The organism is Rhizobium sp. TH135, assembly GCF_002855515.1.
Taxonomy (GTDB): Bacteria; Pseudomonadota; Alphaproteobacteria; order Rhizobiales; family Rhizobiaceae; genus Allorhizobium.
The window spans coordinates 231,283-256,900 of record NZ_PKRP01000001.1; the positions used below are offsets into that span (position 1 = coordinate 231,283).

Consider the following 25,618-nt stretch of genomic DNA (forward strand, 5'->3'; position numbering starts at 1 on the left):
GGAAGTCGCGACACCCGATATGGACGGACAAAACCTCGAGGTAATCCATGAAGATCCTTTTCCTCCTCGCCTGCGCCTGCGTGATCGCCGCAACCATCGGCGCCGTTGCAATCGGCCTGTCGCTCTTCACCCAGCCGGAGGCCTACGCGGCGATGCCGGTCAGCGTTGGCTTGTCGGGGCTGATCGTCACTGATCTCGCCTGAAGACACCGCCAGAGATCAATGAGAAAGGCCGCGCTGGTTTCCCGGCGCGGCCTCATTTCTTGTTGCAGCCTGTAGTCCTCAGTACGGACGGTCGGCAGCAATCTCTCCTTCGGCAGCTTCACGCTCCAGATAACGCTGGTCAATCGCCGGCAGCGGCTCGCCATCGATCGCAGCCTCGAAGGCAGCAAGACGCTTGTGGATCGACAGAAGCTCGATGATGGTCGACCAGTAGCTGACGAGATATTGGAAGCTGTCCGTGACCTGGCCGAAGGCGGTGGCGATCTGCTGCCAGAGGCCCATGGTGATCTTGCCGGCAACGATCGTCGGGATCAGGATGAAGGTCAGGAAGATCGCGTCGAGCTGGCCATAGGTGTACCGGGCGACGTTGAAGTAGGTGTAGTGCCAGTACATGCGGAAATAGTTGCGGCGAACGTTCGAGAAGAGCTCCCGCACGGTGACCGGCTCTGCACGATCCGCATTGTCTTCGCCGTAGACGAGTTCCTTACGGAAGGCGGCCTCGACACGCTGGTTGCGGAACTGCAGCCCCGGCAGCTTGATGCCGGCGACCATCAGCAGGATGGTGCCGAAGGCGGACCAGAAGATCGCCAGCCAGAACAGCGCATGCGGTACGGCCCCGATGATCGGCAACTCGCTGACATTTTCCGACATGCGGAACAGGATCGGCAGGAAGACGACCAGCGTCATCACCGAGTTGATCAGCGCAACGCCGAGGCCTTCGAGGATATTGGCAAAGCGCATCGTGTCTTCCTGCACACGCTGCGAAGCACCTTCGATATGGCGAAGCTTGTCCCACTTCGACATGTAGAAGTCGTTCATCGCATTGCGCCAGCGGAAGACGTAGTGGTTGGTGAAGAAGGCAGTCAGCACCGAGAGGGTGACGCCGACCATGCCGATTTCGAGGAAGCGCAGCTGCAGCTCGTAGAGCTGGCCAGCGGTCACCGTGCCATCCCCGTTCAGAGCCTTCTGGAAGAGGTCGAAGAAGGGGCCACGCCAGTTGTTGACCGCCACTGAAATCTGCACGCTGAAATAGGCGATGAAGATGATGAAGGCCGAGCCCCAGATCGACCAGTTGGTCCAGGGATGATCCTTGGCGATCACCTGCCAGACGCCTCCGAAGATCAGCACGAAGATCGTGAAGTAGAGGTAGAACCAAAGATTGTCGGGCGTGAAGAAGAAGGCAAGCCCGACTGGCGGCGTCTGCCCTTCAGCCAGCGGCGGCATGCCGAGGGCAGCACCGATCTGCGGACCCACGGTATACCAGACGATGATGCAGACGAGGGTCCAGAGCGCGGCGGAGGTGAAGAAGAGCTTGGGCCGCGGGAAGAAGGAATGAAACACGGGGGAAACCTTCGTGAAGGAGAAGTCCTGTAGAACCTGGCGGAACCTAGGACAGAAGGTTCCATCCAGCAATGGCATCGCCAAATTGTGGCAGAATTACCCCCGCGAAAATTAAGGGTTTGTAAGATTAGGCGGAGCCTGGAGATTTACGCTTCGCTTGCCTCACGCCCAAAAATCGCTAGGGAAGTCCCCAAAGCTTTTTCAGGAGTGCCCCATGAGCGACCTCAGCCTTCAGCAGGCCATCGACAACATCTACACCTCGATCAACAACGACAACGAAGAGATCGACACGCACATTGCAGCCCTGAAGGCCGCGATGGCGAAAGAAGGCGTGAAGGAAGCCGTGTTCGAGACGTCAAAGCTCGCCCAGTCGAACCGCCAGGGCCGCAAGATCATGCAGTCCTATTTCAAGAAGAAGGGCGTCGTCGTCGCCTTTTCGAAGGCCGACTAACACAGCGGAAACCAAGGCGCTCGCCTCAATCGGCGAGCGTCAATACCAGCGGACCGTTCTTCGTCACCACGATCGTGTGTTCGAACTGGACGGTCGGCGCGCGCGGTTCGCTGTACAGCGTCCAGTTGTCCTTGTCGCCATCCTCGGCCCATTGGCCACCGAGCGAAAGAAACGGCTCGACGGTGAAGACAAGCCCCTCCTCCATGATCCGCGTCTCATCAGGATCCGGCCAGGTCGAAAGCTCGGTCGGCTCCTCGTGCAACGAGCGGCCAACGCCGTGGCTGGCGAGATTGGTGATCAGCGTATAGCGGTTCTTGCGGGCAAAGGCGCCGATCGAATTGCCGATATCGGCCAGCGGCCGGCCGGTTTTCACCTGGTTCAGCCCGACCCAGAGCGCGCGTTTGCCGTCGCGCAGCAGTCGTTCCTGCTTGGCCGTGCCCGGCGGCACGATGAACGACGAGCCGGTATCGCCGAAATAGCCGAGCTTCTCCGCAGACACATCGATATTGACGAGATCACCCGCCTTGATCACCCGGTCGCCGGGAATGCCATGCGCAATCTCCTCGTTGACGGAGATGCAGGTGGCGCCCGGAAACTGGTAGCAAAGCTCAGGTGCCGATTGCGCCCCATTGTCTTCCAGCAGCTTGCGGCCGATCAGATCGAGTTCGCGCGTCGTGATCCCCGGCTCCAGCGCTGCCGCCATCGCCTTGACGGCGGTCGCACAGATGCGGCCGATATCCTTGAGACGGACGAGGTCCTCTTCAGTTTCAACGATCATCAGGGGTCCTCGCAGTCTTCGGGGCGCACGCCCTCAGGGCAGCAGCCCTCGGGGGCAAGGCCGCTGCTTACGCAGCCGACGCCTTCTCCGTCAATGCCTGGCGGACCAGGGGAGCCACTTTCGTACCGTAAAGCTCGATCCCGCGCATGATCTCGATATGCGGCATCGGCCCGATCGCCATCTGCATCAGGAAGCGATCATTCTTGAAGATGCCATGCATGGCGACGATCTTTTCGGCCACGGCTTCTGGATCACCGACGAAGAGCGCACCGCGCGGACCGCGCGAGGCATCGAACTGCGCCCGGTTGGTCGGCCCCCATCCACGCTCACGGCCAATCCGGTCCATCACCACCGCCTGCGGTGCATAGAAGATGTCGGCCGCCGATTGCGTCGTGTCATGGATGAAGCCATGCACGTTGATGCTCGTCTTCAGCAGCGCGGGATCAACACCGGCCTTGGCCGCACTCTGGCGATAGAGATCGAAGAAGGGCGCAAAGCGATGTGGCTCGCCGCCGATGATGGCAAGCGCCAGCGGCAGCCCGAGATAACCGGCACGTGCCGCAGACTGCGGTGTGCCGCCGATTGCGATCCACAGCGGCAGCAGATCCTGCAGCGGACGCGGATAGACGCCACGACCCTGGATCGGCTTGCGGGTCTGGCCTTCCCAAGTCACCACTTCGTTTTCGCGGATCTCCATGAGCAGCTGCAGCTTCTCGGCAAACAGCAGGTCGTAATCTTCGAGGTCATATCCAAAGAGCGGGAAGCTCTCGATGAACGAGCCGCGACCAACCATCAGCTCGACACGACCGCTGGAGAGCAGGTCGACCGTCGCGTATTGCTGGAAGACGCGCACAGGATCATCGGAGGAGAGCACGGAGACGGCGCTGGTCAGCCGGATATTCTTCGTCTGCACCGCAGCGGCAGCCAGGATCGTCGCCGGCGAGGATGCCATATAGTCAGGGCGGTGATGCTCGCCGAGACCGAAGACATCGAGGCCGACCTCGTCGGCAAGCTTGATCTCGGCCAGCAACTCGTCGACGCGACGCTTCGCATCCGCGCCCTTGTTGGCGGCATTGGGATCGACATCGGCAAAGGTGTAGAGGCCGAGTTCCATGGCAAGACTCCTGATCACGTGTGTTGCTCCTGACATAGAGATTGAGAGCTGCAGACAAAAGAGCCGAGGATGAAACAGTGTGTCACGCTCTGCACATGGCAACAGTTCGCTTGAGGGTTGGCTGCGGCAAAACGCCGTTGCTTCGGAACTTCATTTGAGACTAACCTTTGATTTCGCGGGTGCAACAAAACACCCGTCATCCATCGGCATCCGTCGAGAAGGAAAATTCAGATGAAAAGAACAGTTGTCGTCACCGGCTCCACCAGCGGCATTGGCCTTGGCATTGCCAAGGCATTCGCGGCGGAAGGCGCCAATGTCGTGATCAATGGCTTTGGCGATGCAGCCGAAATCGAAAAGGTCCGCCAGTCGCTGGAAACATCCGGTGGCAAGGCGCTCTATCACGCGGCCGACATGTCAAAGCCAGCCGAGATCGCCGACCTGATCGCCACCGCCGAGCGCGAGTTCGGTGGCATCGACGTGCTCGTCAACAATGCCGGCATCCAGCATGTCGCGCCGGTCGAGGATTTCCCGATCGAGAAATGGGACCTGATCATCGCGATCAACATGTCGAGCGCTTTCCACACGATTCGCGCCGCCATTCCCGGCATGAAGGCAAAGAAGAAGGGCCGCATCATCAACATTGCCTCCGCCCACGGCCTCGTCGCCTCGCCCTTCAAATCGGCCTATGTGACGGCCAAGCACGGCGTGCTCGGCCTGACCAAGACGGTGGCGTTGGAAACCGCCAAGGACGGCATCACGGTCAATGCGATTTGCCCAGGTTACGTCCTGACACCTCTGGTCGAGAAGCAGATCCCCGACACCGCCAAGGCGCGCGGCATCTCGGAGGACCAGGTGAAGAACGATGTGATGCTGCATCTCCAGGCGACCAAGGAATTCGTAGAGGTCGATCAGGTGGCGGCACTTGCCATCTATCTTGCATCGGATGCGGCAGCCCAGGTGACCGGCACCTCGATCTCCATTGATGGCGGCTGGACTGCACAATAAGCTTGAAAGATAAAGCTGCGCCGCCCACCATCACAAGTCGGGCGACGCCGCAGCCAAAGATCGAGGGGACAAGACGTTTTAATGGCAGACAGCATCCGTTTCATCCTGAACGGCGAGGACATCGCCCTTTCCAGCCTCGATCCGACCGAGACGCTGCTCGATTTCCTGCGCCTGAAGCGCCGGTTGACGGGCTCCAAGGAAGGCTGCGCGGAAGGCGACTGCGGCGCCTGCACGGTGCTGGTCGGGCGACTGGTCGGCGGCAAGCTGAGTTATGAAACGGTCAATGCCTGCATTCGCTTTGTCGGCTCGCTGAATGCCACGCACGTGGTCACGGTCGAACACCTCGCAGCCAAGGACGGCACGCTACACCCCGTGCAGCAGGCCATGGTCGACTGTCATGGCTCGCAATGCGGCTTCTGCACGCCGGGCTTCGTCATGTCGCTTTACGGGCTGTGGCTGACCTCGGAGAACCCCAGCCGTGCCGAGATCGAACGCGCACTTCAGGGCAATCTCTGTCGTTGCACAGGTTACGAGCCGATCGTGAAGGCCGCCGAACAGGTCGGCCACATCAGGCCGTCTGCTCTGTTCGACCCGCTGGAGCGCGAGCGCGCCGATATCATCGCGCGGCTGGAAGAAATCTCGACCCGCGAAACCATCGCCATCACAGGCCCGGATGGCCGTCGCCTCGTCGTCCCCGGCAGCGTCGATGGACTGGCCGAAACCTTGGCCGCCCATCCCAAGGCAACCGTAGTTGCCGGCGCAACCGATGTCGGGCTTTGGGTCACCAAGCAGATGCGCGTGCTGGACCCGGTCGTCTTCATCAATCAACTGGCAGAGTTGCAGGAGATCACCGTCACGCCTGAAGGCATCACCATGGGCGCCGGCGTCAGCTACAACGGCGCCTTCGAGGTGCTACGCCAGGAAATCCCCACCTTCGGTCGCCTGATCGAACGCATCGGCGGCCAACAGGTCCGCAACATGGGCACCATCGGCGGCAATATCGCCAACGGCTCACCGATCGGCGATAGCCCACCGGCGCTCATCGCGCTCTCCGCCACCGTCACCCTGCGCTCCGCCTCGGGCACACGCACCCTGCCGCTCGAGGACTATTTCATCGACTACGGCAAGCAGGACCGCCAGCCGGGTGAATTCGTCGAAAGCATGTTTGTGCCCCGCCCCAAGGCGGACAGCCACGTGGCCGTCTACAAGATCACCAAGCGCCGCGACGAGGATATCTCGGCGCTCTGCGGCGCCTTCCACCTGGAGCAGGACGCAAGCGGCGTCGTCACCCATATCCGCATCGCCTTCGGCGGCATGGCGGGCACCCCGAAGCGGGCGCGGTCGGTCGAGGCGGCGCTCTACGGAAAGCCCTTCACCCAGGCGACCATGGAAGCCGCGCGCGACGCCTTCGACCTCGATTACAAGCCGCTCACCGACTGGCGCGCCACAGCGGAATACCGCCAGCTGACGGCGAAGAACCTGCTGACACGGTTCTTCCTGGAGGTGTCCGGTACTCCGCAGGAACTGCAGCGCTTCGCGACGGAGGAGGCGTGATTATGGATAAGGCGACCTACGAGACGACGAAATACATCAAGGGGCCGATGCACCAGTCGCTGCGGCATGATTCAGCGCACAAACATGTCGCTGGAAGTGCCGAATATATCGACGATATTCCCGAACCCGCAGGCCTCCTGCATGGCGCACTCGGCATGGCAGATCGAGCCCATGCTGAGATCCTGTCGATCGATCTTTCGGCGGTGAAGGCTCACCCCGGCGTCGTCTGCGTGCTAACCGCCGACGACATCACAGGCGTCAACGACGTCTCCTCCGGCGGCCGCCACGACGAGCCCCTGATCGCGACCAACAAAATCGAATTCCACGGCCAGACGATCTTCGCCGTCATCGCCGAGACCCGCGATGCGGCTCGCAAGGCCGCCCGCCTCGCCAAGGTCGAGTATCGCGACATACCCTTCTGGACCGATATCGACGGTGCGCTGGAGAATGGCAGCCCGCTCGTGACGCCCGGCATGACACTGAAGCGCGGCACGCCGGAGACCGAACTCGACAAGGCGGCGCACCGCATCCAGAGCTCGATGCGGATCGGCGGCCAGGAGCATTTCTATCTCGAAAGCCATATTGCGCTTGCCATCCCCGGCGAGGACGACGATGTGACCGTCTGGTCCTCCACCCAGCATCCCTCGGAAATCCAGCACATCGTCGGCCATGTGCTCGACATTCCGTCCAACGCCATCACGGTCAACACGCGGCGCATGGGCGGCGGCTTCGGCGGGAAGGAGACGCAAGGCAACCAGTTCGCGGCACTCGCAGCCCTTGCCGCCAAGAAGCTGAAGCGCGCGGTGAAATTCCGCCCCGACCGCGACGAGGACATGGGTGTCACCGGCAAGCGCCACGACTTCAAGATGGATTTCGACGTCGCCTTCGATGACGATGGAAAGATCCACGCTATCGAGGCCAATTTCGCCGCCCGCTGCGGTTACTCGTCGGACCTCTCCGGCCCAGTCACCGACCGCGCCCTTTTCCATGCCGATTCCAGCTATTTCTATCCGCATGTAAAGCTGACCTCGCAGCCGCTGAAAACCCACACCGTTTCCAACACCGCCTATCGCGGCTTCGGCGGGCCGCAGGGCATGCTTGGGGCCGAGCGGGTGATCGAGGAGATCGCTTATGCGTTGGGCAAGGACCCGCTCGAGGTCCGCAAGGCCAATTTCTACGGCGAGAAGGGCTCCGGCCGAGACGTGACCCCCTACCACCAGCAGGTGGAGGACAACATCATCCTGAAGGTCGTCGAGGAACTCGAAACCTCCTGCGACTACCAGGCGCGCCGCAAGGCGATCATCGACTTCAACAAGACGAGCCCGGTCATCAAGAAGGGCATCGCGCTGACGCCGGTCAAATTCGGCATCTCCTTCACCATGACCGCCTTCAACCAGGCGGGCGCGCTCGTCCATATCTATCAGGACGGCTCGATCCATCTGAACCATGGCGGCACCGAAATGGGCCAGGGCCTCTACACCAAGGTCGCCCAGGTCGTCGCCGACTGTTTCCAGGTCGATGTCGACACGGTGAAGATCACGGCCACGACGACCGCCAAGGTGCCGAACACCTCGGCCACCGCCGCCTCCTCCGGCTCCGACCTGAACGGCATGGCCGCCTATGATGCCGCCCGCCAGATCAAGGAACGGCTGGTCGCCTTTGCCGCCGAGAAATACGGCGTATCCCCCGCTGAGGTGGCCTTCCTGCCGAACCGCGTGCGCGTCGGCGGTGAGATCTTCACCTTCGGCGACTTCGTCAAACAGGCCTATTTCGGCCGCGTTCAGCTCTCGGCTGCCGGCTTTTACAAGACACCGAAGATCCACTGGGACCGCGCCGCCGGTCGCGGCACGCCCTTCTATTATTACGCCTATGGCGCCGCCTGCACGGAAGTCTCGATCGACACGCTGACGGGCGAATATCTGATGGAGCGCACCGACATCCTGCATGATGTCGGCAAGTCGCTGAACCCGGTCATCGACATCGGCCAGATCGAGGGCGGCTTTGTTCAGGGCATGGGTTGGCTGACGACGGAAGAGTTGTGGTGGGACGGCAAGGGACGGCTGCGCACCCACGCCCCCTCCACCTACAAGATCCCGCTCGCCTCTGATCGACCGAAGATCTTCAACACGCGGCTCGTTCCCTGGTCGGAAAACTCAGAGCCCACCATCGGCCGCTCCAAGGCCGTGGGCGAGCCGCCCTTTATGCTGGCGATCTCGGTGCTGGAAGCGCTGTCCATGGCTGTGGCTTCGGTTGCCGATTACCGCCTCTGCCCGAGGCTCGATGCACCGGCAACGCCGGAGCGGGTGCTGATGGCGGTGGAGAGGCTGAAGCGGGGCTGAAAGGCTCAGCGCAAGGCGGATCGCATCAGGTAGAGCATGGCTGCCAAAATCAGGATCGGCAGCACCAGCAGCTTGACCAGATAGGCCGTGGCAATGCCGATCGAGGCGGCAAACAGGTCCGTGGAGATCGCGACACCATCGCGGATGATCTGCGCATTGGCAGCGGCAGTTTCCGCCATGTCGGAGGCAGCCTGCAAGGTGCCCGTGAATGCCGTGCCGAGCCGGTCAAACATGCCGTCCTCTGCTGGCGGGATCCGGTCGGTGGGGGAAAGCGCCCCTGCCGTTGCTGCGGCCTCGTCTACACCGGCAAACGCATGCTGGCCCCGCATGCGATCGAAAACCTCAGTCGCATGTGTCCAGGCCCGATCGGTGATCGCATCTCCAGCGTAGAAGGCGATGGTATAGGATGCCGGCAACAGAACGGCGCCGAGGACACCCAGCACGATGACCGACCGCGTCAGGCGCTCCAGCATCGGCGGCACCCGCCGGGCGGTCAGCGTCATGCCGGCGCAAAACAGCGCGCAGGCCGCAAGCCCGATGGAGGCAACCTTCGCCACCGGCACCAGGATCAGCGACAGGATGCCGGATACGATGGCAAGCCCGAACAGCAGATCGACCATGCGCTCGATCGTGTTGATCACAGGCTGCAGCAATTGGCCGGGGCTGGCGGTAACCGAGGCGACGCCCACCCCGCCGGTGATATCGGCATCGCGCGCCACGCTCATCACTGAATTTGCCACCCGCAAGGTCGTGTAGAGCGCGCCGCTGCCGAGCGTGACGTCTCGGCTGAACTTAGCTGCGATATCCGCCAGCGGATTGAAGAGGAATAGAGCCGCGGCGAAAGCTGCCACGAGCAGCCAGACGATCAAGCCTTTGGTTCTGGTCATTCCCGCTCCCGAGCCTCTCATGCCGAACCATAACACGTCAGACGTCTTACAGGCGCGGTGAAACCTTGGTGGATTAAACCCGAAGCCCCGCTGTCCAGTTCCCACTGGCTAGTGTTAGGATCAGCCCATCATGACCATCGCCACCCTCCCCGCCTTCCTCGCCGCCCATCCTGGCGCCATCCTCGTCGAAGTCGTCGAGGCCAAAGGCTCGACGCCGCGCGAGGCCGGCACGCTGATGCTGGTGGCTGAAGCAGCACTCTGGGGCACGATCGGTGGCGGATCTCTGGAGTTCATGGCGATCGACCGCGCCCGCAGGCTGCTCGGAGGCGAAAGTGTGCAACCCGAACTCGATGTGCCACTCGGTCCGGAAATCGGTCAGTGCTGTGGCGGACGGGTCCGTCTATCGCTCCGCCGGATCGATCAATCCGTCCAGAACGCACTTTTGCAACGTCTCGCGGACGAGCGCGCCACCTTCCCCGAAGTGATGCTTTTCGGCGCCGGGCATGTCGGGCTGGCGCTGGCTCAAGCGCTTAGCCCCCTCCCGCTCGCCGTCACGCTGATCGACTCGCGCCCTGATATCGACGGCGCCGTACCGGATGGCATCGCCTTCCGCCGCGTCGCCATGCCCGAAGCGGAGGTCGCGAGGTTGAAGACCGGCGGTGCCGCCGTCATCCTCACCCATGACCATGCATTGGATTTCCTGATCGGAAAGGAAGCGCTCGCCCGAACCGACCTTGCCTATGTCGGCATGATCGGCTCGAAGACCAAGCGCGCGACCTTCGCATCCTTTCTGGACCGCGAAGGTATTGGCCGGGCAGCGATCGACAGGCTGATCCTGCCGATCGGCGGCAGCACGGTCAAAGACAAGCGACCGGCGGTGATCGCCGCGCTGGTCACTGCAGAATTATTGGGCGTCTTGATCAGCTGAAGCGGCATGCGAGGGCGCGGAATCAACCTGGAAAAGGTCTCCTCTAAGTTTCTGTTGTAAATACGCTTTCCTCACATCACCCCTGGCCGCGTGAGATCAAGCAGCCGCTGGCCGGCAAGCTCCCGACCACGCAACGCGTCGTCTTCCATTTCTAGACCTATGTCACGGCGCAGGTCCGCCGGCAGGTCTTGCAGGCGCAGCCGCCGAGGGCCTCTACCCCACTGGAAGGCGTCCCGGAGCCATTGCAGAATGCCCCAGGATTTGGCGTTCAGTCGTTCTGTCGCGGATATCATCTCTGCCTCCACGCGTCTGTTATCGTTCTGGTTTGATGAGGCTTTTATGGCCGTGGTTGCGAGCCCGATCCAATTCAATTACGCTTCTCATGGATAAAGAGAGCTAATCCATGAAACTGTCGCGACAATTTCCGCTCAATGCCCTGCGCGTCTTCGAGGCGGTCGGGCGCCTCAACAGTTTCACGCGTGCCGGCGAGGAGCTGGGCATGACCCAGACGGCCGTCAGCTACCAGATCAAGCTTCTGGAAGAGCATGTCGGCGAGCCGCTCTTCTGGCGCCGCCCACGCCAGATCGGGCTGACGGAAACGGGGGAGCGCCTGCATCCGAAAGTCGCCGAAGGCTTCGATCTTCTGGTCGATGCCGTGCAGCAGGCAAAGCGCAGTGCCGTCGAGACACTTGAGATCCACTCGGTGCCGACCTTCGCCTCGAACTGGCTGGCCCGCCATCTCGGCAGCTTTCAGCTCGCCCATCCTGATATTGCGGTTCGGCTGCTGCGTGTCAGCAAGTTCGAGGACCTGGCAACCAAGAGTGCCGATGTTGCGATCCCCTGGGGTGAAGGGCCCTGGCCGGGCACCATCGCCCATCCGCTAATCCGGCTGGACTTCACGCCGATGCTGAGCCCGAAGCTGGCGGAAACCATCGGCGGCGTGCATGAGCCGGCCGATCTGTTGAAGCTACCGATCATTAGCCCCGGCGACCCGTGGTGGCCGCAATGGTTTGCCGCCGTCGGCATCCACAATCCCACCCTGATCGACACCAAGCTGCACAGCTACGAGGCACAGGATCTGGAAGCCAATGCCGCCATCGCCGGCTATGGCGCTGCCATCATCAGCCCCTTCTTCTTCAAGGAAGAGCTGGCCTCTGGGCGCCTGATCCGCCCCTTCCCGCTCGCCTGCCCGGCCAATGCGCCGATCCAGCTTGTCTATTCCCACTCCAGACGTAACGCGCCGAAGATCAAGGCATTCCAAGCCTGGATCACCGCCACGCTCGAAGCCGAAAAAGCGCCCTGATTTCACCGACTTCTGTGGAAGAAAAGAATCTCTGCATAAATCGACATCAGGAGCCCTCGCCGCACCGCTGAGGGCTTCCCTTGCAGCGCAATATTTTCCACACTGTCCGGCCGGGAGGACGAAAGGGGAATTCTCGAATGTATGAATATGCGATCGCCTGGGAATGGCTGAACTTCGCAGTCCGTTGGCTGCATGTGATCACGGCCATCGCCTGGATCGGCTCGTCCTTCTACTTCATCGCGCTCGATCTCGGCCTCGTGAAGCGCCCGGGGCTTCCCGTAGGCGCCTATGGCGAGGAATGGCAGGTCCATGGCGGCGGCTTCTATCATATCCAGAAATATCTGGTCGCCCCCGCCTCGATGCCGGAGCATCTGACCTGGTTCAAATGGGAAAGCTACGCCACGTGGCTCTCGGGCTTTGCCCTTCTCGCCGTGGTTTACTATGGCGGCGCCGACCTCTTCCTCATCGACCGCACGGTGCTCGACATCGAGCCCTGGCAGGCCATCTGTCTGTCACTGGCGTCGCTGGCTGTCGGCTGGATCCTCTATGATCTCTTGTGCAAGTCGCCGTTCGGCAAGAACACCTGGGGCCTGATGGCCTTCCTCTATGTCGTGCTGATCGCCATGGCCTGGGGCTATACGCAAGTGTTCACTGGCCGCGCCGCCTTCCTCCATCTGGGGGCGTTTACCGCCACCATCATGTCGGCAAACGTCTTCTTCATCATCATTCCCAACCAGAAGATCGTCGTCGCCGACCTGATCGCGGGCCGCACCCCCGATCCGAAATACGGCGTGATCGCCAAGCAGCGCTCGCTGCACAACAACTATCTGACGCTGCCCGTCATCTTCTTCATGCTGTCGAACCACTATCCGCTGGCCTTCGCCACGGAGTTTAACTGGATCATCGCGGCGCTCGTCTTCCTCATGGGCGTCACCATCCGTCACTGGTTCAACACGACGCATGCCCGCAAGGGCAAGCCGACCTGGACCTGGCTGGTGACGGTGCTCATCTTCATCGTCATCATGTGGCTCTCGACCGTGCCCAAGGTGCTGACCGGCGAGGAAGAACAGGTGAGCCTTTCGACCCGTGAACAGACCTTTGTTGCAAACGGCCATTTCGAAGCCGTGCGCGATGTCGTACAGGGCCGCTGTTCGATGTGCCACGCTGCCGAGCCCGTCTGGGAAGGCATTGCGCGCGCACCGAAGAACGTGAAGCTGGAAACGGACGGCGAGATCGCCGCCCATGCCCGTGAAATCTACCTCCAGGCCGGCCGCAGCCATGCCATGCCGCCCGGAAACATCACCGATCTCTCGCCCGAAGAGCGCCAGTTGCTCGTCGCCTGGTACGAGACGACGGTTCAAGGCAGATAAGAATGACAGACACCCTGATCCGCGGCCGCCTCCTTTCCTTTCGACGTTCACCTGAGCACGCCGGCGACCGCGAGAGCTATCTCTATGAGGAAGACGGCGCGCTGCTGGTACGGGACGGCAAGATTGCAGCCGCTGGCAGCTATTCGGATGTGAAGCAGAAGGCCGGTGCAGAGACATCAGAGATCGACCACCGCCCGCATCTGATCCTTCCTGGCCTGATCGACTGCCACGTACATTTCCCGCAAATGCAGGTGATCGCCTCCTATGCCGCCAACCTGCTGGAATGGCTAAACACCTACACCTTCCCAGAGGAATGCCGCTTCGTCGAAAGCGCGCATGCGCAGCGGATCGCCACGCAGTTCTTCGACGAATTCCTGCGTCAGGGCACGACGACGGCGGTGGCCTATTGCTCGGTACACAAGGCCTCGGCCGACGCTTTCTTCGCCGAGAGCCTGAAACGCGGCACGCTGATGATCGGCGGCAAGGTGATGATGGACCGCAACGCCCCGCAGGGCCTGCTCGACACGCCGCAGCTGGGTTATGACGAGACGCGCGCCGTGATCGAACAATGGCACGGCAAAGGCCGCAATTACGTCGCCATCACACCCCGCTTTGCCATCACCTCGACGCCCGAACAGATGGCGATGACGCAGACGCTGGCGGAAGAATTCCCCGACCTGCATATCCAGACGCATCTGTCGGAGAACCACGACGAGATCCGCTACACCTGCGAACTCTATCCGGATGCCAAGGACTACACGGATATCTACGCTCGCTACGGCCTGCTGCGGAAAAAGGCGCTCTTCGGCCATGCGATCCATCTGTCGGACCGGGAGGCAGATGCCATGGCAGAAAGCGGTGCGGTCGCGGTGCATTGCCCGACCTCGAACCTCTTCCTTGGCTCCGGCCTCTTCCCGCTGAAGGCGATCCAGCGCCGCGAAAAGCCTGTGACCGTGGCGGTCGCAACCGACATCGGCGGCGGCTCCAGCTATTCCATGTTCAAGACCATGGACGAGGCCTACAAGATCCAGCAGCTGCTCGGCGAGCGGATGAACCCGCTTGAAAGCTTCTATCACATGACGCTCGGCAATGCCGTGGCGCTCGATCTTGCAGACCGGATCGGCACGCTGGACGAAGGCACGGACGCCGATATCGTCGTTCTCAACGCTGCTGCGACCCCGGCCATGCGACTGCGCATGGAAACCGTGACGTCTCTGTCCGAAGAGCTCTTCCTCTTGCAGACGCTGGGCGACGATCGCGCTGTGGTCGAGACTTATGTGGCAGGCAAGGCCTCCAAGCCGGGAGCGGAGGCATAAGACGGTCATGAGCGAAAGCGGCTATTCCGGCACCCCTCTTCCGAAGAAACTCGGATTGAAGCCGGAATTTGCCGCTCTCTTCATCGCTCTGCCGCCAGACCTTGACCATCTGACTGCTGATCTGCCCAAGGCATCACAGGCACCGAGCCTCGAAATCGCAAAGGGCGCCAACCTCGACTACCTCCATGTCTTCGAGACGGATCGTGCTCGCCTCGAAGATCACGCCCAGCGCTTGAAAGCCATGCTGAAACCATCGGGCATGCTCTGGATATCCTGGCCCAAGAAGGCGTCAAAGGTCCCGACCACGATCACCGAGGATGTTCTGCGCACCGTCTTCCTGCCCACCGGCCTCGTCGATGTCAAAGTCTGCGCCGTCACCGAGATCTGGTCCGGCCTCAAATTCATGATCCGCAAGGACCTTCGCTAAAACAGAGTCATCCGGAGGAGGATGCACCATGCTGGCCACCAATCTTGCGCTGGGCACCCTGATGATCTCGCTGACGGTAGTCATCCACACCTTCGGGCTGATGGGCGTGACCCATGTCATGAGCTTTGTCACCGATCGCATCCGCCTGCATGGCCATCGCAGCCGGATGCTGGCCATGAACACGGTGGTCATCGGGGTCTTTGCGGTGCTGACCGCCGAAGTCTGGCTCTGGGCGGCGAGCTTCACACTGATCGGCGTCGTCGATGATTTCGAAACTGCCCTTTATTTCTCGACCATCACCTTCTCCACCGTCGGCTATGGCGATGTCGTGCCCCATTCGGAATGGCGAATGCTGGCAGCGCTCGAAGGGGTCAACGGCTTCCTCCTGATCGGCTGGTCGACCGCCTATCTGATCGCCGCCGGCATGCGAGTCGGTCCGTTCAAATCGGGAGAACACTTCTGAAGGACCCAAGAGGTAAAATTATCTTACCTCTTTCGCGCTCCCCCTGTTCACAGTCGACCGAGTGGCATGATATGCCGAGACAAAGACATTGGCGGAGAGAGAGACAATGGGGCCGATCCTTGAAATTTCCGATCTGAAGAAGCTCGCACGCAAACGCGTGCCAAAACTCTTCTTCGACTATGCCGACAGCGGCTCCTATACCGAGAGCACCTACCGGGCGAACGAGAGCGATTTCTCCAAGATCAAGCTGCGCCAGCGCGTGCTCGTCGACATGAGCGGTCGCACGCTGGAAACCACCATGATCGGCGAAAAGGTGAAGATGCCGGTGGCGCTCTCGCCGACCGGCCTCACCGGCATGCAGCATGCCGATGGTGAAATGCTGGCGGCGAAGGCAGCGGAAGCATTCGGCGTACCCTTCACGCTATCGACCATGAGCATCTGCTCGATCGAGGATGTCGCCTCGGTCACCAAGCGCCCCTTCTGGTTCCAGCTTTACGTGATGCGCGACCGCGATTTCGTCGTGAACCTGATCGAGCGCGCCCGCGCCGCCAAGTGCTCGGCGCTGGTGCTGACGGCCGACCTGCAGCTGCTCGGCCAGCGCCACAAGGATATCCGCAATAGCCTCTCTGCCCCGCCGCGCCTGACTCCGAAACACCTCTTCCAGATGGCCATGCGTCCGCGCTGGTGCTGGAACATGCTGCACACCCAGCGCCGCACCTTCCGCAACATCCACGGCCATGCCAAGAATGTCTCCGATCTCGCCTCGCTCGGCGCCTGGACCAACGAGCAGTTCGATCCGAAGCTCTCCTGGGATGACGTCGCCTGGATCAAGAAGCAGTGGGGCGGCAAGCTGATCATCAAGGGCATTCTCGACGTCGAGGACGCCAGGATGGCTGCGGAAACCGGCGCCGACGCGATCATCGTCTCCAACCATGGCGGCCGACAGCTTGACGGCGCTCATTCCTCGATTGCCATGCTGCCGAGAATTGTCGACGCCGTCGGCGACAAGATCGAAGTCCATCTCGACGGCGGTATCCGCTCCGGCCAGGATGTGCTGAAGGCGATCGCACTCGGCGCCAAGGGCACCTATATCGGCCGCCCCTTCCTCTATGGCCTCGGCGCCATGGGCCAGCAGGGCGTGACCAAGGCGCTGGAGATCATCGCCAAGGAGATGGACGTGACGATGGCGCTCTGCGGCAAGCGACAGCTCGCTGATGTGGACAAGTCGATCATCGCAGAAAACCCGTTCTGAGCGATCTCAGATAATCCAGCCGCTTGAGAGCGCGCTGACCCAATCCATCATGCCATGGCGGCGCGCAAGCTCTGCCATGGCATGATTGTCGTAGCGCACCTGCCGGAAGCTCGGCTGCCAGCCACGCGGGCTCTTTTCGAGGATCGCATAGCTCGCAAACGGCGTGCCCGCCTGGGCCTTGTGGTAGACGGGCACGTCATAATCGAAACCGGGGCAGCCAACGCTGCCTGGATTGACGATCAGTCGGCCGTCAGAAAGTTGCACGGCACGCGGAATATGGCTGTGCCCGCAGAGGATGAGCGGCGTGTCGATCCCTGCCGCCAGCGCCTCGATCTCGGCGAGCGGCTTCAGATGAAAGATACCGTCTGCCGAAAGCGTCTCGGTCCAGTAGGTATTGTCGTCCTCAGGCGTCGCGTGGCAGAGGAACACCTCGTCGCCGATCCGGGCCGTTTCCGGAAGGCCGCGGATCCAGTCGAGCTGGGAAGGCGACAATTGCGGATAGCTCGGCTTCTCCCAATCGCCCATATCCTCGAAAGGTCGATCAATCAGAGCCCGATCGTGATTGCCCCGCACGGTCAGGGCGTCGAGCGGCATCAGCAGATCCGCCGTCAGACCCGCCTCGAGCGGCCCCGAAAAACTGTCGCCGAGATTGACGATCTGATCAATCCCCTGTGCGCGGATATCGGCAATGACCGCCTCAAGCGCCAGATGGTTCCCATGGATGTCAGCAATCGCGGCAAAACGCATGCTCAGCTTCCCCGATAAGTCGAATAGCCATAGGGCGAGAGCAACAGCGGCACATGGTAATGCGCCGTGGTGTCGGAGATCCCGAAGCGGATCGGGATCACGTCGAGAAAGGGCGGCTCGGTCAGCGCAAAACCCTTGGCCTTCAAATAATCGCCGGCATGGAAGAGCAGTTCATATTGCCCGACCTGAAACGTGTCGCCGATCAACATCGGCCCGCCATCGACCCGGCCGTCATCATTGGTGAAGACGGTCTTGATCAACTCCGCCTCCTCGCCATTCATCCTCATCAGCTGGATGCGAAGCCCCTGGGCGGGCTTGCCGAGAGCGGTATCGAGGACATGGGTGGTGAGACCGGTCATAGGCTTGGCTCCCGAATCATGAAGGGGGTATCGAAGAAGAATTCCTCGAGATTGTTGCCGGGTCCGTCACGATCCACAACCAGGAAATCACTCACCTCACCGATCGCCATCAAGGGATGGTGCCACGTGTTGCGCCGATAATTCACGCCCTGATGCGGCGCGGCGAGAAACACCTGAGGTTCGCCAGGCTTGCCGTCTTCATCGGGCGAAACGGCAACCAGGAACGGCCGGCCCGACAGGGGCGAGAAACTCTGGCTGCCGAAGGGATGGCGCTCCATCATGCCGATCTCATAGGGAAAGGCGCGCGGCTGACCGCGAAAGATATTGACGATCACCCTTGCACCCTCTCCCGCAATTTCAGGCGAAAACAGCGCATGGAAACGCTCGGTCGTGCCGCCATTGATCAGCCGCATGGTGGACGGTTCGGCTCCGATGACCTCGCCAAAGGGCGCAAATGCTTGGGCCGTCAGGGGACGGATGGAGAGTTCGATGGGCAAAGGGGTTATTCTCCCTCGGGATAAATGTGGATTAGGGAGTCGACGATCCGAACCAGATCAAGCGCTTCATGTTTCGCAGTCTGGTACACATAATCGAGATTTATGTCGAAATACCCGTGCGCCATCCGGTTACGCATGCCACGGATCGTCACCCAATCGATTTCAGGATGCTCTGCAACGAAGTCCGGCGAAAACGCTTCGAGTTGGACAACGCTCTCGCTTGCCATCAAAAGGCTCATCCCGACGCCGCGTTGAACAAGAAGATTCGTGCGGAACTCTTGCAGACCGAGCGCGCCCAACAGCTCATGGGCATCCAAGGATGCGCTACGGATCCGTTCGAGAAGCGAGCGAATACGATGTTCACGCTTCATATTGGCAGCGCTTCCGCCAGGATACGTCCCCGATGCTTCTGAGGTATCTCGCTGGTCGTCACCAGATGCACCGGCACTCCCTCTGCAAGATCTTCGAGGGCAGACTGCAACCCGCCAAGCGTCATCAGGGAAGAACCCGGAAGCGCATCGACGAGAATATCGAGATCACTGTCTGAGCGGTCTTCTCCGCGCGCAACGGAACCGAAGACACGAGGATTCGTCGCGTTGTGACGTGCTGTCACCTCGCGGATCAAAGCTCTTTTTCGTTCCAGCACATCTGACGGTCGCATCACCGGGCTCCTTGACGACAATATATGTCACAGCGGCCGCAAACAAAAGACGCCCGGCTTTTGCCTAGCCCCCCAAACGAAAACAGCGCCGGTGTTACCACCGGCGCTGCAATCATTGTCGCTCAACCTGAAATCAGGCGGCGTTCTTGGCGTAATCGGCCGTCGGCACTTCGGCGATCGTCTTCAGGACGACGGAAGCGATCTGGTAGGGGCAGCCCTGGGAGTTCGGGCGACGATCTTCCAGGTAACCCTTGTAGCCGTTGTTGACGAAGGAGTGCGGAACGCGGATCGAGGCACCACGGTCGGCAACGCCGTAGGAGAACTTGTTCCACGGAGCCGTCTCGTGCTTGCCGGTCAGGCGCAGGTGGTTGTCCGGACCATAGACGTCGATATGCTCCTGCCAGTTCTTGGCAAAGGCGGCCATGAGGGCTTCGAAGTATTCCTTGCCGCCCACTTCACGCATGAAGGTGGTCGAGAAGTTGCAGTGCATGCCCGAGCCGTTCCAGTCGGTATCGCCGAGCGGCTTGCAGTGGAATTCGACGTCGATGCCGTACTTCTCGCAGAGGCGGAGCAGCAAGTAGCGCGCGATCCAGATCTGGTCGGCAGCCTTCTTGGAGCCCTTGCCGAACACCTGGAATTCCCACTGGCCCTTGGCCACTTCAGCATTGATGCCTTCGTGGTTGATGCCGGCTTCAAGGCAGAGGTCGAGATGCTCTTCAACGATTTCGCGGGCGATCGAGCCGACGTTCTTGTAGCCGACGCCGGTGTAGTACGGGCCCTGTGGAGCCGGGTAGCCCTGCTCCGGGAAGCCGAGCGGGCGGCCGTTTTCGTAGAAGAAGTATTCCTGTTCGAAACCGAACCAGGCGCCTTCGTCGTCGAGGATCGTGGCGCGGCTGTTCGACGGATGCGGGGTGACGCCGTCAGGCATCATGACTTCGCACATGACGAGAGCGCCGTTGGTGCGAGCCGGGTCGGGATAAATGGCGACCGGCTTCAGCACGCAATCCGACGAGTGCCCTTCGGCCTGCATCGTGGAGGAGCCGTCGAAGCCCCAGAGCGGCAGCTGTTCCAGGGTCGGGAAGCTGTCGAATTCCTTGATCTGCGTCTTGCCACGCAGGTTCGCTACCGGCTTGTAGCCATCGAGCCAGATATACTCGAGCTTAAACTTGGTCATGGTGCTCTCTCTTCAGTCTCGCGCCATTCATGCGCAACAGAGGGGTGATTCTCCGGTTCGCCCGGGAGTCGGAGAAGAAAAAGCAGGAAGCGTGCCAGTTTGCAGACGGACTACGAAAAGCGACCATTTTGTCGCAGGCGATCCGCCAAATCGCGGGCAATGCAGGCCTTTCTTTAACAGATTGAGCGCATACTCATGGAACCAGAGGCGCGTATCGGGTGTTGTCAGCCCACCAAAGATCACGAAAGCGCTGTGATGATTTTAAATTCATCACTTTTTCTGCTTCTATATTGCCCATAAAATAGGCATATTGCACTTTTCATGTGCATTTCAGTTTCAGACGTGGTAAGCAGGAACCATCGAGACAACACTCGGTGAAACGAGAGGTAGTAGCATGACAACGAACATGGTTCGGGAATCGGCGAAGATCTACGAATTCCCGGTGCGTGACCTGGCCCGGCTGAACGCCATGCGTGAGCGCCAGACGCCGAAACCCGTGATCTATGAGAGCGGTTCGGCAAGCTGGTATCACGAGGAAGCGATCCGCGAAGCCGAACGGGCGCCGAAGCAGTAAGGGCGAAAGCCGAAAAAAAAAGCCGCCCGCATTGCGGACGGCGAAAAGCATGCGACGAGCGGGCCTTTGCCCGCTCTTTTCGTTTTCAGCGCAATTTCAGCAAAAGTGGAAACCGGTTTTGCGTCCGGAATTGCGTCACAACAAACAGCTCAAGCCTTGGTGCCGAACAGGCGCAGGCGCATCACGCCGCCATCCGGATGCACGCCGATCCGCACATGCGTAACCGGACCAATCTTCCGGAGCTGGTCGCCTTCATAGAAATGTTCGGCATCCATCTGCATCTTCTGCCGCGTCAGGATTGGCTGCCACTGTTCGGATGCGGCAATCTCCGCGTCGCTGAAGGTGTCGCCTGCGTCAGGCAGATAGGCGCCTAGCAGCTCGCAGGTATCCGGATAATTGCCCTTGTAGAAATGAGTATCGATCAGCACCCGGTTGATCACACCTGCATGGCCAAGCCGGATGATCGCCCAGTCATGACCGGGGCCACGTCGGCGCTTGGTTTCCCAGCCATCGCCCATATTGGTGCCACGCCCGGGCGACAGGATCTTGTCGGGATGGCCGTAATGGGCATCCGACCAGGCAAGCGACTTGGCGCCATGGAAGATATAGGCGAGATCGATTTCTTCGGCCGCGCCGACCTTCGACCAGTCGAAATGGGCAGCCCCATAGACACGCAAACGCGCCACGCCACCATCCGGATAGATGTGCAGGCGCAGATGCGTCCAGACCTTCGACGTATCGGCATTGGCGAAAAAGTGCTGCGCCGAGGCGCCAAGCGGCGACTTGGCAACCAGTTCGGTCCAGACCGTCGCCTCCGTCGGATCGCCGCTTTCGACGAAAGCCGCCTCGATCGAGCCATGCGGCGGGTAGTTGCCGGTAAAGAAGCGCGTATCGACATCGAAGCCGAAGATGCGGCCCGGCATGGCAAGACGGATGATCGCATAGTCATGGCCCGGCACACGCTTGCGACGGCTTTCCCAGCCATCCATGTATTTGCCGTTGTCGTCGTAGAGATCAGGATCGAAGGTCGCGGGATCATCGTTCAGCATGCGCGACACCGGCGCGAAGAACTCGTCAGTCGAGAAGATGCCCACGGCACCAAGGCGGGCCGAGGCGAGATTGACAGCACCGGCAGCGAAATCCGGCAGAACGACGGTCGAGGTCTCAAGCATTTCAGTGTGTCTCCGGAAGCAGGCTTTCGAGGCGAAGCCTGGCGATTTTTTCCACCTGCTGGCAGGCGGTGTCGAATTCCTGATCGCGGCCATTGGCGATCCGCATCTCGAAGGCGGCGAGAATGTCGTCCTTCGTCAGCCCCTTGACCGCAATGATGAAGGGAAAGCCGAACTTCTCGACATAGGCCGTATTCAGTTCGGTGAAGCGGGCGTGCTCGTCGGCACTCAGGCGATCGAGCCCGGCGCCGGCCTGCTCACGTTTGCTGTCTTCGGTCAGTTCGCCCGCAATCGCGAGCTTGCCCGCAAGATCAGGATGCGCACGCAAGACGCCCAGACGCTCATCCTGGCTTGCAGTGCGAAACATCGCCGCCATGGCATCATGTACGTCGAGTGCTGTCAGCGGCTCCTCGATCATGCCGGCATCAAAGGCCCGTTCCGCAATGAAGGGCGAATGTTCGAACACCCCGCCGAAACGCTGAACGAAGTCCGCTCTGTCCATGCCGTCAATCCAGTATCATGTGAGGCCGCAGCTGCGAGAGCCGCGGCAAGGAGGGGCCGCCCGCGCATGCCGCGAAGCAGTTGAAGACAAGGATTAGCCGAGCCCCCTGGTCTTGTCGAGTTTCCGAGGACGACAGGCACTTTCAACACAAACGCCATGGTCCTTCGCTTGCAGCAGACCCGGATCGACCTATCTACAGGTCGCTTCTCCCATGACTTTTGAAAGGATACCCCATGCCGATTGCCAAAGGCTATGCCGCAACGGATGCCTCCAAGCCATTGGTTCCCTTCACCTTCGAGCGTCGCGAACCGAACGCGGACGACGTGGTGATCGAGATCAAGTTCTCCGGCATCTGCCATTCCGACATCCATCAGGCCCGCAACGAATGGGGCAACTCGACCTTCCCCATGGTCCCCGGCCACGAGATCGCCGGCATCGTGACAGCAGTCGGCTCAAGCGTTTCGAAATACAAGGTCGGCGACCGCGTCGGCGTCGGCTGCTTCGTCAATTCCTGCCTGCATTGCGAACGCGATCTCTACCGCGAACAGTATATGCCTGGTCTCGTCGGCACCTATAACTCCACGGAAGTCGACGGCGTGACCCCGACGCAGGGCGGCTATGCCAACTCCATCGTCGTCCAGGAAGATTATGTCCTCTCCATCCCGGACAACCTGCCGCTCGACAAGGCAGCGCCGCTGCTTTGCGCCGGCATCACGCTCTATTCGCCGCTCAGCCACTGGATGGCCGGCCCCGGCAAGAAGGTCGCCGTCATCGGCATGGGCGGTCTCGGCCACATGGGCGTCAAGATCGGCGCGGCCATGGGTGCCGACGTCACGGTGCTCAGCCAGAGCCTGTCGAAAAAGGAAGACGGCCTCGCCTTCGGCGCCAAGGAATATTACGCCACCTCGGATCCGGAGACCTTCAAGAAACTCGCCGGCTCCTTCGACCTGATCCTCTGCACCGTCAGCGCCGAGATCGACTGGAACGCCTACCTGAACCTTTTGAAGGTCGACGGCACGATGGTATTGCTCGGCGTGCCGGAAAACCCGGTGCCCGTGCATGCCTTCGCGCTCATCGCCGGCCGTCGCTCGCTCGCCGGTTCAATGATCGGCTCGATCAAGGAAACCCAGGAAATGCTGGATTTCTGCGGCAAGCACGACATCACCCCGGAGATCGAGATCATCGACATCGCCCAGGTGAACGAAGCCTATGAGCGTGTCATCAAGAGCGATGTCCGCTACCGCTTCGTCATCGATATGGCGACCCTCGACAAGGGCTGAGCTGCGAAGACGGAATGAGAAGGGCCCGGCATCGCTGCCGGGCCCTTTGTCGTTTCAGACCTGAAGCTCGTAGCCATTCCGCTCCGGAAAGGGCCAGTCCGCCAGCAATGCCATGTCCGGTCGGTAAATCTCCACCTTCAGCGGATAGCACTTGGCCACATCGCTCGAATGGCTGGTGCTGCAATCGCCACCCGGGCAGGCCGAGAGGGCGCCGAGCAGATCAATCTCCGCAAACATCTCGAGGAAATCGCCGGGACGCACCGGGCTCGCCTTCATGAAATACTGCTGCGTATCGCGGGTGAAACCGGTGCACATGAAGACGTTCAGCACGTCATGCACATGCGGCTCGACTGCCTTGATGTCGGATCCGGTATGATGGGCCAGCGCCCGGCAGAGGTTGGAATGGCAGCAATGATGGTAGTCGCCGCCTGAGAGCAAACCGTTGGTATAAGGGTCGCAGCGCGTGCCGATCACGTCATGCACGCCACCGCCGAACTCGTCGAAGCCGTACCAGCCGAGCGTATCATGGCTGATCGTTGCCATGGGGCGAAGCGACGGCAGATTGCTCCAGAGACGGTTGCCTGTGGTGACATGGGTCGCATGCAGCGCCCGCGTCTTGCCGGAGAAGAAGCGCTCGGAGAGATCGTTGGCGTTCCAGAGGTTCAGGTCGCCGACCTGCGGCCCCTCGACACTGACGATGCGGAAGAAATGCCCCTTCGGCACCTCAAACGTATTGCCCTCACGCGGCGGCACGATCACCTCGCCGACCTTTTCCATCGTTGCCCGCGCCCGATCCAGAATGCTCATGTCAGGAGCAACAAGCGACTCGACCGGATAGCAGACGACAGGCTTCACGGCGCGGCGGGCAGCCGCATCGGCAGGAACGGGAATGTTGGCGTTGAAAGATCGCATGGGCGGCTCCGGGGATAAAAGAGGTTTGCCGCAAGGTGCCCCACCTACCCCCTCAAGACAACCGCCCCTCTTCTTGCCCGATGGCCAAGTCTGGCTTAGTCATAGAGCAATGAAACTGCCGCCGCTCCCAACACTGCGCGCCTTCGAGGCCGCCGCCCGTCGCGAAAGCTTCCTGCAGGCCGCAACCGAACTCGGCATGACGGCAGCGGCCGTGAGCCAGCATGTGAAGGCGCTGGAGGATTGGCTAGGTCTTGCCCTCTTCGAACGCCGGCCGCGTGGCGTGCGCCTGACCGCCGACGGACGCGAATTCGGCGCCGCCTGCTCGGAAGGCCTCGGCCACATCGCCCGCGCCGCAGAGCGGCTGACCGCCCGCAAATCCTTGGCCCGCGCCAGCCTCGCCTGCATGCCCTCCGTGGTCACCCACTGGCTCGGCCCCCGCCTGCCCCGCTTCCGCGCAGCGCATCCCGATATCCAGGTCTCGATCGTCTACCCGTTGGGGGCACTCACTCCGGACGAAGCGGGCGCGGATCTGCTGATCTGTCATGGCACCCGCCCGCCGGGTCGCGCCGAGCGCATTCTACCAGCCGCGACCCGCCCGACCTGTGCGCCGAGCTATCTGGATCGACATGGCCCCATCACCAGCCCAACCGACTTGCTCGCCCATGACCTGTTGCACGACGCGACCGAGGCCGCCTGGCAATCCTGGCTGGCCGCGCGAGGCGTTAAAGGTCCGACACCCTCTGGACCGCTCTATGCCGATTTCAACCTGCTGGTCAGCTCGGTCCTCTCTGGCCTCGGCATAGGCCTCTGCCCGACCGCCCTGATCGCGGACCAACTAGCAGCGGGAACGCTGAAAGTGCTGTTCGATGAAGCCGCCGACGAGGACAAGGCCTATTGGCTGCTGTCAGGCGCGGAGTTGTCCGGGCCGGCCACGATCTTACGGGACTGGTTGCTGGCGGAGGCCGCGAGTTCGGCTTCGAGCGCCTGATACTCG

General features: G+C 61.2%; 29 protein-coding genes. 15 read left to right on the forward strand and 14 right to left on the reverse strand.

Features of this window, described 5'->3' with window-relative positions:
* The first annotated feature begins 47 nt into the window (after positions 1 to 47).
* Positions 48 to 203 carry a hypothetical protein gene (locus C0V73_RS23005; protein ID WP_172449956.1) on the forward strand — a complete coding sequence of 52 codons (156 nt, stop codon included), beginning with the start codon at positions 48 to 50 and terminating at the stop codon, positions 201 to 203.
* Between the two features lie 78 nt (positions 204 to 281).
* Here C0V73_RS23005 and sbmA read toward each other — a convergent pair whose 3' ends face one another.
* The gene (gene sbmA / locus C0V73_RS01165; RefSeq protein ID WP_102018167.1) at positions 282 to 1,562 is read right to left on the reverse strand and encodes a peptide antibiotic transporter SbmA; all 1,281 of its coding nucleotides are present in this window, start codon (positions 1,560 to 1,562) and stop codon (positions 282 to 284) included.
* Positions 1,563 to 1,776: 214 nt separating this feature from the next.
* Here sbmA and C0V73_RS01170 point away from each other — a divergent pair, with 214 nt between their 5' ends.
* Positions 1,777 to 2,013: a hypothetical protein gene (locus tag C0V73_RS01170; RefSeq protein WP_102018168.1), complete on the forward strand. Its 237-nt coding sequence runs from the start codon at positions 1,777 to 1,779 to the stop codon at positions 2,011 to 2,013.
* 25 nt (positions 2,014 to 2,038) lie between these two features.
* Here C0V73_RS01170 and map read toward each other — a convergent pair whose 3' ends face one another.
* Positions 2,039 to 2,791 carry a type I methionyl aminopeptidase gene (gene map / locus C0V73_RS01175; RefSeq protein WP_102018169.1) on the reverse strand — a complete coding sequence of 251 codons (753 nt, stop codon included), beginning with the start codon at positions 2,789 to 2,791 and terminating at the stop codon, positions 2,039 to 2,041.
* 67 nt (positions 2,792 to 2,858) lie between these two features.
* A complete protein-coding gene (locus C0V73_RS01180; RefSeq protein ID WP_102018170.1) occupies positions 2,859 to 3,905 on the reverse strand; it encodes an LLM class flavin-dependent oxidoreductase in 1,047 nt (348 codons plus the stop codon).
* A 231-nt stretch (positions 3,906 to 4,136) separates the two neighbouring features.
* Between C0V73_RS01180 and C0V73_RS01185 the strand changes: the two genes are divergently transcribed.
* The 3 genes from C0V73_RS01185 to xdhB all read left to right on the forward strand — a co-directional run bounded on the left by C0V73_RS01185 (position 4,137) and on the right by xdhB (position 8,803).
* A complete protein-coding gene (locus C0V73_RS01185; protein WP_102018171.1) occupies positions 4,137 to 4,910 on the forward strand; it encodes a 3-hydroxybutyrate dehydrogenase in 774 nt (257 codons plus the stop codon).
* A gap of 81 nt (positions 4,911 to 4,991) precedes the next feature.
* Entirely contained in the window at positions 4,992 to 6,464 is a 1,473-nt protein-coding gene (gene xdhA / locus C0V73_RS01190) for a xanthine dehydrogenase small subunit (RefSeq protein WP_102018172.1), read from the forward strand.
* Positions 6,465 to 6,466: 2 nt separating this feature from the next.
* A complete protein-coding gene (xdhB, locus tag C0V73_RS01195) occupies positions 6,467 to 8,803 on the forward strand; it encodes a xanthine dehydrogenase molybdopterin binding subunit (protein ID WP_102018173.1) in 2,337 nt (778 codons plus the stop codon).
* Between the two features lie 5 nt (positions 8,804 to 8,808).
* Here the strand turns inward: xdhB and C0V73_RS01200 are convergent, their stop codons facing one another.
* Positions 8,809 to 9,690, reverse strand: a complete 882-nt coding sequence (locus C0V73_RS01200; protein ID WP_102018174.1) for a hypothetical protein — start codon at positions 9,688 to 9,690, stop codon at positions 8,809 to 8,811.
* A 130-nt stretch (positions 9,691 to 9,820) separates the two neighbouring features.
* Here C0V73_RS01200 and xdhC point away from each other — a divergent pair, with 130 nt between their 5' ends.
* The gene (gene xdhC, locus C0V73_RS01205; protein ID WP_102018175.1) at positions 9,821 to 10,618 is read left to right on the forward strand and encodes a xanthine dehydrogenase accessory protein XdhC; all 798 of its coding nucleotides are present in this window, start codon (positions 9,821 to 9,823) and stop codon (positions 10,616 to 10,618) included.
* Between the two features lie 71 nt (positions 10,619 to 10,689).
* Here xdhC and C0V73_RS01210 read toward each other — a convergent pair whose 3' ends face one another.
* Positions 10,690 to 10,911, reverse strand: a complete 222-nt coding sequence (locus C0V73_RS01210; protein WP_143708296.1) for a hypothetical protein — start codon at positions 10,909 to 10,911, stop codon at positions 10,690 to 10,692.
* Between the two features lie 110 nt (positions 10,912 to 11,021).
* Between C0V73_RS01210 and C0V73_RS01215 the strand changes: the two genes are divergently transcribed.
* From C0V73_RS01215 to C0V73_RS01240, 6 genes are all read left to right on the forward strand, one after another.
* On the forward strand, positions 11,022 to 11,921 hold the full coding sequence (locus C0V73_RS01215) for a LysR substrate-binding domain-containing protein (RefSeq protein ID WP_102018177.1): 900 nt from the start codon (positions 11,022 to 11,024) through the stop codon (positions 11,919 to 11,921).
* Between the two features lie 137 nt (positions 11,922 to 12,058).
* Complete coding sequence (puuD, locus tag C0V73_RS01220; protein WP_102018178.1) at positions 12,059 to 13,291, forward strand: urate hydroxylase PuuD; 1,233 nt, start codon at positions 12,059 to 12,061, stop codon at positions 13,289 to 13,291.
* A gap of 2 nt (positions 13,292 to 13,293) precedes the next feature.
* The gene (gene guaD / locus C0V73_RS01225) at positions 13,294 to 14,607 is read left to right on the forward strand and encodes a guanine deaminase (RefSeq protein WP_102018179.1); all 1,314 of its coding nucleotides are present in this window, start codon (positions 13,294 to 13,296) and stop codon (positions 14,605 to 14,607) included.
* Between the two features lie 7 nt (positions 14,608 to 14,614).
* Positions 14,615 to 15,034, forward strand: coding sequence for a hypothetical protein (locus tag C0V73_RS01230; RefSeq protein WP_102018180.1), 420 nt, complete (start codon positions 14,615 to 14,617; stop codon positions 15,032 to 15,034).
* Positions 15,035 to 15,062: 28 nt separating this feature from the next.
* Entirely contained in the window at positions 15,063 to 15,497 is a 435-nt protein-coding gene (locus C0V73_RS01235) for a potassium channel family protein (RefSeq protein WP_102018181.1), read from the forward strand.
* A gap of 106 nt (positions 15,498 to 15,603) precedes the next feature.
* Positions 15,604 to 16,749 (forward strand): alpha-hydroxy acid oxidase, encoded by a 1,146-nt coding sequence (locus C0V73_RS01240; RefSeq protein WP_102018182.1) that lies wholly within the window; start codon positions 15,604 to 15,606, stop codon positions 16,747 to 16,749.
* A 6-nt stretch (positions 16,750 to 16,755) separates the two neighbouring features.
* Here the strand turns inward: C0V73_RS01240 and C0V73_RS01245 are convergent, their stop codons facing one another.
* From C0V73_RS01245 to C0V73_RS01270, 6 genes are all read right to left on the reverse strand, one after another.
* Positions 16,756 to 17,496, reverse strand: coding sequence for a metallophosphoesterase family protein (locus C0V73_RS01245; RefSeq protein WP_102018183.1), 741 nt, complete (start codon positions 17,494 to 17,496; stop codon positions 16,756 to 16,758).
* Positions 17,497 to 17,498: 2 nt separating this feature from the next.
* Positions 17,499 to 17,855 (reverse strand): hydroxyisourate hydrolase, encoded by a 357-nt coding sequence (uraH, locus tag C0V73_RS01250; RefSeq protein ID WP_102018184.1) that lies wholly within the window; start codon positions 17,853 to 17,855, stop codon positions 17,499 to 17,501.
* Positions 17,852 to 18,352: an ureidoglycolate lyase gene (locus C0V73_RS01255; protein ID WP_102018185.1), complete on the reverse strand. Its 501-nt coding sequence runs from the start codon at positions 18,350 to 18,352 to the stop codon at positions 17,852 to 17,854. The genes uraH and C0V73_RS01255 overlap by 4 nt, the downstream gene beginning before the upstream one ends.
* Before the next feature lie 5 nt (positions 18,353 to 18,357).
* On the reverse strand, positions 18,358 to 18,723 hold the full coding sequence (locus tag C0V73_RS01260; RefSeq protein ID WP_102018186.1) for a HepT-like ribonuclease domain-containing protein: 366 nt from the start codon (positions 18,721 to 18,723) through the stop codon (positions 18,358 to 18,360).
* On the reverse strand, positions 18,720 to 19,013 hold the full coding sequence (locus C0V73_RS01265) for a nucleotidyltransferase family protein (RefSeq protein ID WP_102018187.1): 294 nt from the start codon (positions 19,011 to 19,013) through the stop codon (positions 18,720 to 18,722). The genes C0V73_RS01260 and C0V73_RS01265 overlap by 4 nt, the downstream gene beginning before the upstream one ends.
* 133 nt (positions 19,014 to 19,146) lie before the next feature.
* On the reverse strand, positions 19,147 to 20,187 hold the full coding sequence (locus C0V73_RS01270) for a glutamine synthetase beta-grasp domain-containing protein (RefSeq protein WP_102018188.1): 1,041 nt from the start codon (positions 20,185 to 20,187) through the stop codon (positions 19,147 to 19,149).
* 394 nt (positions 20,188 to 20,581) lie between these two features.
* Here C0V73_RS01270 and C0V73_RS01275 point away from each other — a divergent pair, with 394 nt between their 5' ends.
* Complete coding sequence (locus C0V73_RS01275; RefSeq protein WP_054148428.1) at positions 20,582 to 20,761, forward strand: DUF2735 domain-containing protein; 180 nt, start codon at positions 20,582 to 20,584, stop codon at positions 20,759 to 20,761.
* Positions 20,762 to 20,910: 149 nt separating this feature from the next.
* Here the strand turns inward: C0V73_RS01275 and alc are convergent, their stop codons facing one another.
* Both alc and uraD read right to left on the reverse strand, forming a co-directional pair.
* Positions 20,911 to 21,933 (reverse strand): allantoicase, encoded by a 1,023-nt coding sequence (alc, locus tag C0V73_RS01280; protein ID WP_102018189.1) that lies wholly within the window; start codon positions 21,931 to 21,933, stop codon positions 20,911 to 20,913.
* A gap of 1 nt (position 21,934) precedes the next feature.
* Positions 21,935 to 22,432, reverse strand: coding sequence for a 2-oxo-4-hydroxy-4-carboxy-5-ureidoimidazoline decarboxylase (gene uraD, locus C0V73_RS01285; RefSeq protein ID WP_102018190.1), 498 nt, complete (start codon positions 22,430 to 22,432; stop codon positions 21,935 to 21,937).
* A gap of 233 nt (positions 22,433 to 22,665) precedes the next feature.
* Between uraD and C0V73_RS01290 the strand changes: the two genes are divergently transcribed.
* On the forward strand, positions 22,666 to 23,712 hold the full coding sequence (locus C0V73_RS01290; protein WP_102018191.1) for an NAD(P)-dependent alcohol dehydrogenase: 1,047 nt from the start codon (positions 22,666 to 22,668) through the stop codon (positions 23,710 to 23,712).
* A gap of 54 nt (positions 23,713 to 23,766) precedes the next feature.
* Here C0V73_RS01290 and C0V73_RS01295 read toward each other — a convergent pair whose 3' ends face one another.
* Positions 23,767 to 24,624 (reverse strand): DUF1989 domain-containing protein, encoded by an 858-nt coding sequence (locus C0V73_RS01295; protein WP_102018192.1) that lies wholly within the window; start codon positions 24,622 to 24,624, stop codon positions 23,767 to 23,769.
* A gap of 109 nt (positions 24,625 to 24,733) precedes the next feature.
* Here C0V73_RS01295 and C0V73_RS01300 point away from each other — a divergent pair, with 109 nt between their 5' ends.
* Positions 24,734 to 25,612: a LysR substrate-binding domain-containing protein gene (locus C0V73_RS01300; RefSeq protein ID WP_102018193.1), complete on the forward strand. Its 879-nt coding sequence runs from the start codon at positions 24,734 to 24,736 to the stop codon at positions 25,610 to 25,612.
* Positions 25,613 to 25,618: the final 6 nt, after the last annotated feature.

Coding starts and splice junctions, on each gene's coding strand:
- C0V73_RS23005 (WP_172449956.1), top strand. CDS start 48: ATGAAGATCCTTTTCCTCCTCGCCTGCGCCTGCGTGATCGCCGCAACC.
- C0V73_RS01170 (WP_102018168.1), top strand. CDS start 1,777: ATGAGCGACCTCAGCCTTCAGCAGGCCATCGACAACATCTACACCTCG.
- map (WP_102018169.1), bottom strand. CDS start 2,791: ATGATCGTTGAAACTGAAGAGGACCTCGTCCGTCTCAAGGATATCGGC.
- C0V73_RS01180 (WP_102018170.1), bottom strand. CDS start 3,905: ATGGAACTCGGCCTCTACACCTTTGCCGATGTCGATCCCAATGCCGCC.
- C0V73_RS01185 (WP_102018171.1), top strand. CDS start 4,137: ATGAAAAGAACAGTTGTCGTCACCGGCTCCACCAGCGGCATTGGCCTT.
- xdhA (WP_102018172.1), top strand. CDS start 4,992: ATGGCAGACAGCATCCGTTTCATCCTGAACGGCGAGGACATCGCCCTT.
- xdhB (WP_102018173.1), top strand. CDS start 6,467: ATGGATAAGGCGACCTACGAGACGACGAAATACATCAAGGGGCCGATG.
- C0V73_RS01200 (WP_102018174.1), bottom strand. CDS start 9,690: ATGACCAGAACCAAAGGCTTGATCGTCTGGCTGCTCGTGGCAGCTTTC.
- xdhC (WP_102018175.1), top strand. CDS start 9,821: ATGACCATCGCCACCCTCCCCGCCTTCCTCGCCGCCCATCCTGGCGCC.
- C0V73_RS01210 (WP_143708296.1), bottom strand. CDS start 10,911: ATGATATCCGCGACAGAACGACTGAACGCCAAATCCTGGGGCATTCTG.
- C0V73_RS01215 (WP_102018177.1), top strand. CDS start 11,022: ATGAAACTGTCGCGACAATTTCCGCTCAATGCCCTGCGCGTCTTCGAG.
- puuD (WP_102018178.1), top strand. CDS start 12,059: ATGTATGAATATGCGATCGCCTGGGAATGGCTGAACTTCGCAGTCCGT.
- guaD (WP_102018179.1), top strand. CDS start 13,294: ATGACAGACACCCTGATCCGCGGCCGCCTCCTTTCCTTTCGACGTTCA.
- C0V73_RS01230 (WP_102018180.1), top strand. CDS start 14,615: ATGAGCGAAAGCGGCTATTCCGGCACCCCTCTTCCGAAGAAACTCGGA.
- C0V73_RS01235 (WP_102018181.1), top strand. CDS start 15,063: ATGCTGGCCACCAATCTTGCGCTGGGCACCCTGATGATCTCGCTGACG.
- C0V73_RS01240 (WP_102018182.1), top strand. CDS start 15,604: ATGGGGCCGATCCTTGAAATTTCCGATCTGAAGAAGCTCGCACGCAAA.
- C0V73_RS01245 (WP_102018183.1), bottom strand. CDS start 17,496: ATGCGTTTTGCCGCGATTGCTGACATCCATGGGAACCATCTGGCGCTT.
- uraH (WP_102018184.1), bottom strand. CDS start 17,855: ATGACCGGTCTCACCACCCATGTCCTCGATACCGCTCTCGGCAAGCCC.
- C0V73_RS01260 (WP_102018186.1), bottom strand. CDS start 18,723: ATGAAGCGTGAACATCGTATTCGCTCGCTTCTCGAACGGATCCGTAGC.
- C0V73_RS01265 (WP_102018187.1), bottom strand. CDS start 19,013: ATGCGACCGTCAGATGTGCTGGAACGAAAAAGAGCTTTGATCCGCGAG.
- C0V73_RS01270 (WP_102018188.1), bottom strand. CDS start 20,187: ATGACCAAGTTTAAGCTCGAGTATATCTGGCTCGATGGCTACAAGCCG.
- C0V73_RS01275 (WP_054148428.1), top strand. CDS start 20,582: ATGACAACGAACATGGTTCGGGAATCGGCGAAGATCTACGAATTCCCG.
- alc (WP_102018189.1), bottom strand. CDS start 21,933: ATGCTTGAGACCTCGACCGTCGTTCTGCCGGATTTCGCTGCCGGTGCT.
- uraD (WP_102018190.1), bottom strand. CDS start 22,432: ATGGACAGAGCGGACTTCGTTCAGCGTTTCGGCGGGGTGTTCGAACAT.
- C0V73_RS01290 (WP_102018191.1), top strand. CDS start 22,666: ATGCCGATTGCCAAAGGCTATGCCGCAACGGATGCCTCCAAGCCATTG.
- C0V73_RS01295 (WP_102018192.1), bottom strand. CDS start 24,624: ATGCGATCTTTCAACGCCAACATTCCCGTTCCTGCCGATGCGGCTGCC.
- C0V73_RS01300 (WP_102018193.1), top strand. CDS start 24,734: ATGAAACTGCCGCCGCTCCCAACACTGCGCGCCTTCGAGGCCGCCGCC.